We start from the raw sequence: 7,464 nt of genomic DNA, 5'->3' as shown, positions 1-7,464 counted from the left end.
GGCCATGTCGATCTCGTTGTCGAAGTGGCCGATGTTGCCGACGATCGCCTGGTGCTTCATCCGGGCGATGTCGGACGCCATGATGATGTCCTTGTTGCCCGTCGTGGTGATGAAGATGTCGGCCGTCTCCACGACCTCGTCCAGCGTCGTGACCTGGTAACCGTCCATCGCCGCCTGCAGCGCGCAGATCGGGTCGATCTCGGTGACGATCACACGGGCGCCCTGGCCGCGCAGGGACTCCGCGCAGCCCTTGCCGACGTCACCGTAACCGCAGACCACGGCCGTCTTGCCGCCGATGAGGACGTCGGTGGCGCGGTTGATGCCGTCGATCAGGGAGTGGCGGCAGCCGTACTTGTTGTCGAACTTCGACTTCGTCACGGCGTCGTTCACGTTGATCGCCGGGAAGAGCAGGGTGCCGGCCTGCATCATCTCGTAGAGGCGGTGGACGCCGGTGGTGGTCTCCTCGGTCACGCCGCGGATCTCGGACGCCAGCTGCGTCCACTTCTGCGGGGACTCGGCGAGGGTGCGGTTGAGGAGGCGGAGGATGTAGCCGTACTCCTCACTGTCCGCCGTGGCCGGGTCCGGGGCGGAGCCGGCCTTCTCGAACTCGACGCCCTTGTGGACGAGGAGGGTGGCGTCACCACCGTCGTCGAGGATCATGTTCGGGCCGCCGGTGGGGGTGTTCGGCCAGGTCAGCGCCTGCTCCGTGCACCACCAGTACTCCTCCAGGGTCTCGCCCTTCCAGGCGAAGACCGGGACGCCCTGCGGGTTCTCCGGGGTGCCGTTCGGGCCGACGGCGATGGCCGCGGCGGCGTGGTCCTGGGTGGAGAAGATGTTGCAGGAGGCCCAGCGGACCTCGGCGCCGAGGGCGACGAGGGTCTCGATGAGGACGGCGGTCTGCACCGTCATGTGGAGGGAGCCGGTGATCCGGGCGCCGGCCAGCGGCTGCTGCTCGGCGTACTCGCGGCGGATCGACATCAGGCCGGGCATCTCGTGCTCGGCCAGGGTGATCTCCTTGCGGCCGAAGGCGGCCAGGGACAGGTCGGCGACCTTGAAGTCCTGCTGTGCGGCAGTCGTCATGACGGGTGCTGCTCCTCGTGGGATCGAGTGGCGAGGGTCGGTGGTGGCGCCTGACACCGCGGCCGAGGCACCTGCGGGCATACGGATGCCCGGGTGGTTCGCGGTGCAGTCGTCGGAGGCCCTCTCTCCCTCGGCCGGTCCCCAGGGGGCCGCCCGACCGCCATCAGCAGCGACGTCTGGCTGGTCACGAATCTACACCGATCGGCCCACGGCCCGCAGGCCGCATGGGCGAGGCCCCCGGGGCGGCGTGGTGCGCTCCGGGGGCCTCGGCAGGGTGTTCGGCGGGTGGTGCGGGGTCAGTGACCGCTGCCGCCGGGGGTGGCGGCCGGGTCGGGGCCGGCCGCGGCGGCGGCCTCGCTGTAGACGTCCGGCTCCAGGTAGATCACCCGGGCGATCGGGACGGCGGCGCGGATGCGCTCCTCGGCGGCGTCGATGGCGCGGGCGACCTCGGTGGCCGTCTCGTCGTGCGCGACGGCGATCTTGGCGGCGACGAGGAGTTCCTCGGGGCCGAGGTGGAGGGTGCGCATGTGGATGAGGCGGGTGACGGTCACGCCGTCGACGACGGCGTCCTCGATCTTCTTCACGTCGTCGAGGCCGGCGGCCTCGCCGAGGAGGAGGGACTTGGTCTCGGCGGCGAGGACGATCGCGATGAGGATGAGCAGGACGCCGATGCAGAGGGTGCCGATGCCGTCCCAGACGCCGTCGCCGGTGAGGAGGGCGAGGCCGACGCCACCGAGGGCGAGGACGAGGCCGACGAGGGCGCCGAGGTCCTCCAGGAGGACGACGGGCAGCTCGGGGGCCTTGGCGCGGCGCACGAACTCCTTCCAGGAGAGGGCGCCGCGGACGAGGTTCGACTCCTTGATGGCGGTGCGGAAGGAGAAGGACTCGGCGATGATCGCGAAGACCAGGACGCCGACCGGCCAGTACCACGCCTCGATCGGGTGCGGGTGCTTGATCTTCTCGTAGCCCTCGTAGATGGCGAACATGCCGCCGACGGAGAAGAGCACGATGGAGACGAGGAAGGCGTAGATGTACCGCTCGCGGCCGTAGCCGAAGGGGTGCTGGGGGGTGGCCTCGCGCTGGGCCTTCTTGCCGCCGAGCAGGAGCAGGCCCTGGTTGCCGGAGTCGGCGAGGGAGTGGACGCTCTCGGCGAGCATGGAGGACGAGCCACTGAAGAGGAACGCCACGAACTTGGCTGCGGCGATCGCGAGGTTGGCGGCGAGGGCCGCCACGATCGCCTTGGTTCCGCCTGACGCGCTCATGGGTCTGTCTGTTCCCTTCGTCGATGCTCCGGCCCGGTGACCGTGGCCGTGGTACGGCCGGTCATTGTTGCATCAGGCCACGACGGTGGCGCGGAACACGGTGCCCGCTCCGGAGAGTTCGACGGGCTCGCCGGCCGGGACGAAGACCGATTCGCCCGGGGAGAGTGCGATGTGACCGGCTTTCGGGTGTCCGGCGGTGGCGAGCAGGATCTGCGGGGTGCCGGCGGTGAGGTCGGTGGGGACGGCGCCCTCGGGGCGGACGTACCGGGAGAGCCGGAACTCGTCGATGGGGGTCTCGTAGACCTCCTCGCCGGACGGGGACGCCTCGGGGCGCAGGACGCCGGGGTCGCCGGGCTCGAAGCGGACGATCCGGAGGAGTTCGGGGACGTCGACGTGCTTGGGGGTGAGGCCGCAGCGGAGGACGTTGTCGCTGTTGGCCATGATCTCGACGCCGAGGCCGGAGACGTACGCGTGCGGGACGCCGGCGCCCAGGTAGAGGGCCTCACCGGGCTGGAGACGGACGTGGTGGAGGAGCATCGCGGCGATGACGCCGGGGTCGCCCGGGAAGTGGTGGGCGAGGACGGCGTACGGGGCGAAGGCGCCGCCGAGCCGGTCGGCGGCCGCGGCGGCCTCGGTGACGGTGTGCGCCATCTCGTCCGGGTCGGCGATGAGCAGGGCGGTGAGGACCTCGCGGAGGGCGGCCTCCTCCGGGTGTGCGAGGAGGAGGTCCGCGTACGGCTTGAGGGAGTCGACGCCGAGGGCCGCGAGGGTGTCGGCGGCCTCGGCGGGGGGCCGGAAGCCGCAGAACCCCTCGAAGGGCGTGAGGGCGCAGATCATCTCGGGCTTGTGGTTGGCGTCCTTGTACGTGCGGTGGGGCGCGTCCAGCGGGATGCCGGCGGCCTCCTCGGCGGCGTACCCGGCGCGGGCCTGCTCCAGGTCGGGGTGGACCTGGAGGGAGAGCGGGGCGCCGGCGGCGAGCAGCTTGAGGAGGAAGGGCAGGCGGGGGCCGAACTTCTCGGCGGCGGCCGGTCCCAGTTCGCGGACCGGGTCGGCCTCGATGAGGTCGTTCAGCGGTCCGCGGGCGGTGAGCGAGGGGGCCCCGGGGTGGGCGCCCATCCACATCTCGGCCTGCGGCTCGCCCGTGGGGGCGGTGCCGAGCAGCTCCGGGATGGCCGTCGTGGATCCCCAGGCATAGGGACGGACGGTGTTGACGAGGCGTTCCATGGTGGCTTCCAGTTCCTCGGGGCGGTGACGGTGTCAGACGACAGATGACAGGGGGTGGGTGACACGCGGGTGACGGGTGGGTGGCCGCAGGCCGTACGCCGGTGTCGTGCCCGTGCCCGGGTGTCAGGTCGTGTGGCCCGAGGTCGCCAGGGCGAGGTAGACGGCGGCGAAGTCGGTGACGGCGAGGAGTTCCGCGAGGGTCTCCAGGGCGTCGCCCTCCTCGGGTTCGAGTTCGCTGATCGCGGTCTCGTGGCTGAGGGCGACTTCGCGGGCGGCGGGGGCGGCGCTGAGGCCGCCGGCCGGGCGGTCGCGGAGCAGGACGACGCGGGCGCGCAGGGCCTGCGGCTCCTCGACGCGGTCGCGGAAGAAGTCGTCGGGGTCGGCCGCGGCGGCGTAGGCGCCGGCCAGGAGGACGCCGTGGGCGGGGAGCGCCTCGGGGAGCTCGGCGGCGAGGGCGGGGAGGCCGGCGAGTTCGGCGAGGACGGCGGCGAAGCGGCGTCCCGCCGGGCCGGCGGCGTCGCCCTCGGTCCAGACGAGGGGCAGCGACTCGGTGAGCTCGGCGGCGAGCGTCTTGGCCGGGTTGGAGTACGTGGCGATGGCCGGGCCGCAGCGTTCGGCGGTGCGGTCGAGCCGGTCGGCGACCCGTTCGAGCGCCTCGGGCGGGGCCTCCAGGAGGCCGACGCGGTCGAGGAGGGCGAGCAGCGGGGTGAAGAGGGCCCACAGGGCGCCGGGGCTGGCGGCCAGGTTCTCGCCGTACTCGTCGGGCTCCTCGTGGGGGGCCATCGCCATCGGGACGAAGAGGCCGCGGGAGCCGCTGACGGTCTCGGAGAGCGGGGAGCCCTTGGGGGCGACGGCGGCGACGGTGACGCCGCGGCGGTACGCCTGCTCGGCGAGGAGCGCGAGGCCGGGTTCGGAGCCGTCGGTGGTGGGCAGCAGGAGCAGGTCCACCGAGCCGGCCCAGCCGGGCAGCGTCCAGCGGAGGGCGCCGGCGGCGGGGGCGACGCCGGTGGGCGCGAGCCGTACGACGGGGGCGGAGGCGCCGGCGAGGGCGCCGATCAGGTCGGCGACGCCGGCGGCGGCGGTGCCGGGTCCGGCGACGAGGACGGCGCGGGGGCGGCCCTCGGGGCGGAGGTCGGCGATGCCGGCCTCGGCGGCGTGGCGGGCGGCGGTCCTGACCCGGGCGCCGGCCTCGGCGGCGCCGCGGAGGAGGCCGCGGCGGTCGGCCAGGGCGAGGGCGTCCGGTGCGTCGAGCAGGGTCTCGTCCAGCATGTGGCCTCCGGGTGCGGGGCGGGTGCGGGCGCGGGCGTCGCGGGGCGGGTGCCTTGGTGGGGGTGCGGGGCGCCGGGGTGCGGGGCCGGGCGGTGCGGGCGCGGCGCGGGCGCGGTGCGGGCGCGGGTGCCGTGCGGGCGCGGGTGCCGTGCGGTGCGGGCGCTCGGGGTGGGCGTGCGGCGGGTCGGGCGCCGCCCTTGGGGGTTTGTGCCCACCCGTTCCTCCCCCAAGGACTTCGTCCAGGGGGGACCCCCAGGCGGAACGCCTGCCCACAGACCGGCCCGGCGGGGCGCCTGCCCGTAGACCGGTGCGGCGGCCGCCTGCCCGCAAGCGGGTCAGGACGGGCGGCGGGCTTCGTCTACCAGGAGGACGGGGATGGCGTCTCGGACCGGGTAGGCCAGGCCGCAGTCGGCGGAGGTGCAGACCAGTTCGGGGGTCTCGTCCGCCGTGCGGTCGTTCAGCGGAGCGTGGCAGGCCGGGCAGGCCAGGATCTCCAGGAGGCCGGCTTCGAGCGGCATGAGGTGTCCCTTCGTACCAAGTGAATGGTGCTGGTCAGCCTACCGCCGGGGGCGGGGAGTCGCGGCTCGGCGAGCGGCGGCTCCCCGCCCCCGGCGGGGTGTCAGGCGCGGACGAGGGCGAGGACCTCGTCGCGGATCTTGGCCATGGTGGCCTCGTCGCGGGCCTCGACGTTGAGGCGGAGCAGCGGCTCGGTGTTGGACGGGCGGAGGTTGAACCACCAGTCGGCGGAGGAGACGGTGAGGCCGTCGAGCTCGTCGAGGGTGATGCCGTCCCCGTCCGCGTACACGGCCTTGATCTCGGCCGTCTTGGCGGCCTGGTCGGCGACGGTGGAGTTGATCTCGCCGGAGCCCGTGTAGCGGTCGTAGACGGCGACCAGGTCGGACAGGGTGCCCTGCTGGCCGCCGAGGGCGGCGAGGACGTGGAGCGCGGCGAGCATGCCGGTGTCGGCGTTCCAGAAGTCCTTGAAGTAGTAGTGCGCCGAGTGCTCGCCCCCGAAGATCGCGCCGGACTTCGCCATCTCCTCCTTGATGAAGGAGTGGCCGACGCGGGTGCGGACGGGGGTGCCGCCGTTCTCGCGGACGACCTCGGGGACGGACCAGGAGGTGATCAGGTTGTGGATGATCGTTCCGCCGGGGGTCTTGGCGAGTTCGCGGGCCGCGACGAGGGCGGTGATCGCGGACGGGGAGACCGGCTCGCCGCGCTCGTCGACGACGAAGCAGCGGTCGGCGTCGCCGTCGAAGGCGAGGCCGAGGTCGGCGCCCTCGGCGACCACGCGGGCCTGGAGGTCGACGATGTTCTTCGGGTCGAGCGGGTTGGCCTCGTGGTTCGGGAAGGTGCCGTCGAGCTCGAAGTACATCGGGACGGTGTCGAGCGGGAGGCCGTCGAAGACGGTGGGGACGGTGTGGCCGCCCATGCCGTTGCCGGCGTCGACGACGACCTTGAGCGGGCGGATCGCGGTGAGGTCGACCAGCGCCTTGAGGTGGGCGGCGTAGTCGGCGAGGGTGTCCCGCTCGGTGACGGTGCCGGTGGTGGCGGCGGCCTCGGGGGCGCCCTCCTCCAGCCAGCGCTCGGCGAGCGCGCGGATGTCGGCGAGGCCGGTGTCCTGGCCGACGGGGGCGGCGCCGGCGCGGCACAGCTTGATGCCGTTGTACTGGGCCGGGTTGTGCGAGGCGGTGAACATCGCGCCGGGCAGGCCGAGGCTGCCGGAGGCGAAGTACAGCTGGTCGGTGGAGCAGAGCCCGATGAGGGTGACGTCGGCGCCGAGGCGGGCCGCGCCGCGCGCGAAGGCGTCGGCGAGGCCGGGCGAGGAGGGGCGCATGTCGTGGCCGACGACGATCGCGTCGGCGTCCGTCACGCGGACGAAGGCGGCGCCGAAGAGTTCGGCGAGCTCCTCGTCCCACTGGTCCGGGACCACCCCGCGGACGTCGTACGCCTTCACGATCTGCGACAGATCGGCAGTCACGGATCCACCCTCCTGAGTTCTCGGCACGCGTGTGCGGCGCGTGTGCGGAACGCCCAAACTACCCGGCACGGGGGTGGGGCACTCGGGCGGTGGCCGGTTGTGGACGCCGGACGGCTGGTCCGGGCTCAGTTGTCGGGGGAACGGAGCACCCGGAGGTGGCCGCGGCGCCCGACCTCCATGGGGTCGCCGCCGCGCCCGCCGGGCTTGCCGGCCTCGGCGGCGCGCTCCTGGGGGCGGGCCGCTTCCCGGACCGCGTTGGCCAGGGCTTCGAGGTCGTCGCCGCTGGGGCGGGTGGGGGTGGTGGCGTCGTGGAGCCGCACGACCTCCCAGCCGCGCGGGGCGGTGAGGCGCTCGCTGTGCTCGGCGCACAGGTCGTAGCAGTGGGGCTCGGCGTAGGTGGCGAGCGGGCCGAGGACCGCGGTCGAGTCGGCATAGACGTACGTCAGTGTCGCGACGGCAGGGCGGCCGCACGCGGTGCGCGAACAGCGACGTACAGGGCTCACGACGTTGGACGGTACCGCACTCTTGAGCGGGCCGCGACGACTCTGCCCCAGGTCACTCCACCGTGTCGCGGTGTGACGTCCGCCACCCCCTTTCGGGTGGTGCCCGTTCTGACCTGCGGTGGAGGGGGTGCGCGGGGGGTGGCGC

The 7,464-nt window shown here is 73.6% G+C and carries 7 protein-coding genes; all 7 read right to left on the bottom strand.

Features of this window, described 5'->3' with window-relative positions; genetic code table 11:
* The coding region (locus IF73_RS0136730; protein WP_031015775.1) for an adenosylhomocysteinase at positions 1-1,080 on the bottom strand (1,080 nt) is incomplete at its 3' end.
* Between the two features lie 296 nt (positions 1,081-1,376).
* Positions 1,377-2,342 (bottom strand): cation diffusion facilitator family transporter, encoded by a 966-nt coding sequence (locus IF73_RS0136725; RefSeq protein WP_031015773.1) that lies wholly within the window; start codon positions 2,340-2,342, stop codon positions 1,377-1,379.
* 72 nt (positions 2,343-2,414) lie between these two features.
* The gene (gene manA, locus IF73_RS0136720) at positions 2,415-3,566 is read right to left on the bottom strand and encodes a mannose-6-phosphate isomerase, class I (RefSeq protein WP_031015772.1); all 1,152 of its coding nucleotides are present in this window, start codon (positions 3,564-3,566) and stop codon (positions 2,415-2,417) included.
* A 123-nt stretch (positions 3,567-3,689) separates the two neighbouring features.
* Complete coding sequence (locus tag IF73_RS0136715; RefSeq protein ID WP_031015770.1) at positions 3,690-4,835, bottom strand: SIS domain-containing protein; 1,146 nt, start codon at positions 4,833-4,835, stop codon at positions 3,690-3,692.
* Between the two features lie 335 nt (positions 4,836-5,170).
* On the bottom strand, positions 5,171-5,353 hold the full coding sequence (locus IF73_RS0136710) for a Trm112 family protein (RefSeq protein ID WP_031015767.1): 183 nt from the start codon (positions 5,351-5,353) through the stop codon (positions 5,171-5,173).
* A 101-nt stretch (positions 5,354-5,454) separates the two neighbouring features.
* Complete coding sequence (locus IF73_RS0136705) at positions 5,455-6,816, bottom strand: phosphomannomutase/phosphoglucomutase (protein ID WP_031015766.1); 1,362 nt, start codon at positions 6,814-6,816, stop codon at positions 5,455-5,457.
* A 125-nt stretch (positions 6,817-6,941) separates the two neighbouring features.
* Positions 6,942-7,370 (bottom strand): DUF3499 domain-containing protein, encoded by a 429-nt coding sequence (locus tag IF73_RS0136700; protein ID WP_078868455.1) that lies wholly within the window; start codon positions 7,368-7,370, stop codon positions 6,942-6,944.
* Positions 7,371-7,464 lie beyond the last annotated feature (94 nt).

This window comes from Streptomyces sp. NRRL F-5727 (assembly GCF_000719555.1).
GTDB lineage: Bacteria > Actinomycetota > Actinomycetes > Streptomycetales > Streptomycetaceae > Streptomyces.
Note: the sequence above shows the minus strand (reverse complement) of the source record. Positions and strands in the feature narration are given on the sequence as shown.

What these genes read in the sequence shown, in the direction of transcription:
- IF73_RS0136710 (WP_031015767.1), bottom strand. Translation starts at nt 5,353, where the DNA reads ATGCCGCTCGAAGCCGGCCTCCTGGAGATCCTGGCCTGCCCGGCCTGC.
- IF73_RS0136715 (WP_031015770.1), bottom strand. Translation starts at nt 4,835, where the DNA reads ATGCTGGACGAGACCCTGCTCGACGCACCGGACGCCCTCGCCCTGGCC.
- IF73_RS0136725 (WP_031015773.1), bottom strand. Translation starts at nt 2,342, where the DNA reads ATGAGCGCGTCAGGCGGAACCAAGGCGATCGTGGCGGCCCTCGCCGCC.
- manA (WP_031015772.1), bottom strand. Translation starts at nt 3,566, where the DNA reads ATGGAACGCCTCGTCAACACCGTCCGTCCCTATGCCTGGGGATCCACG.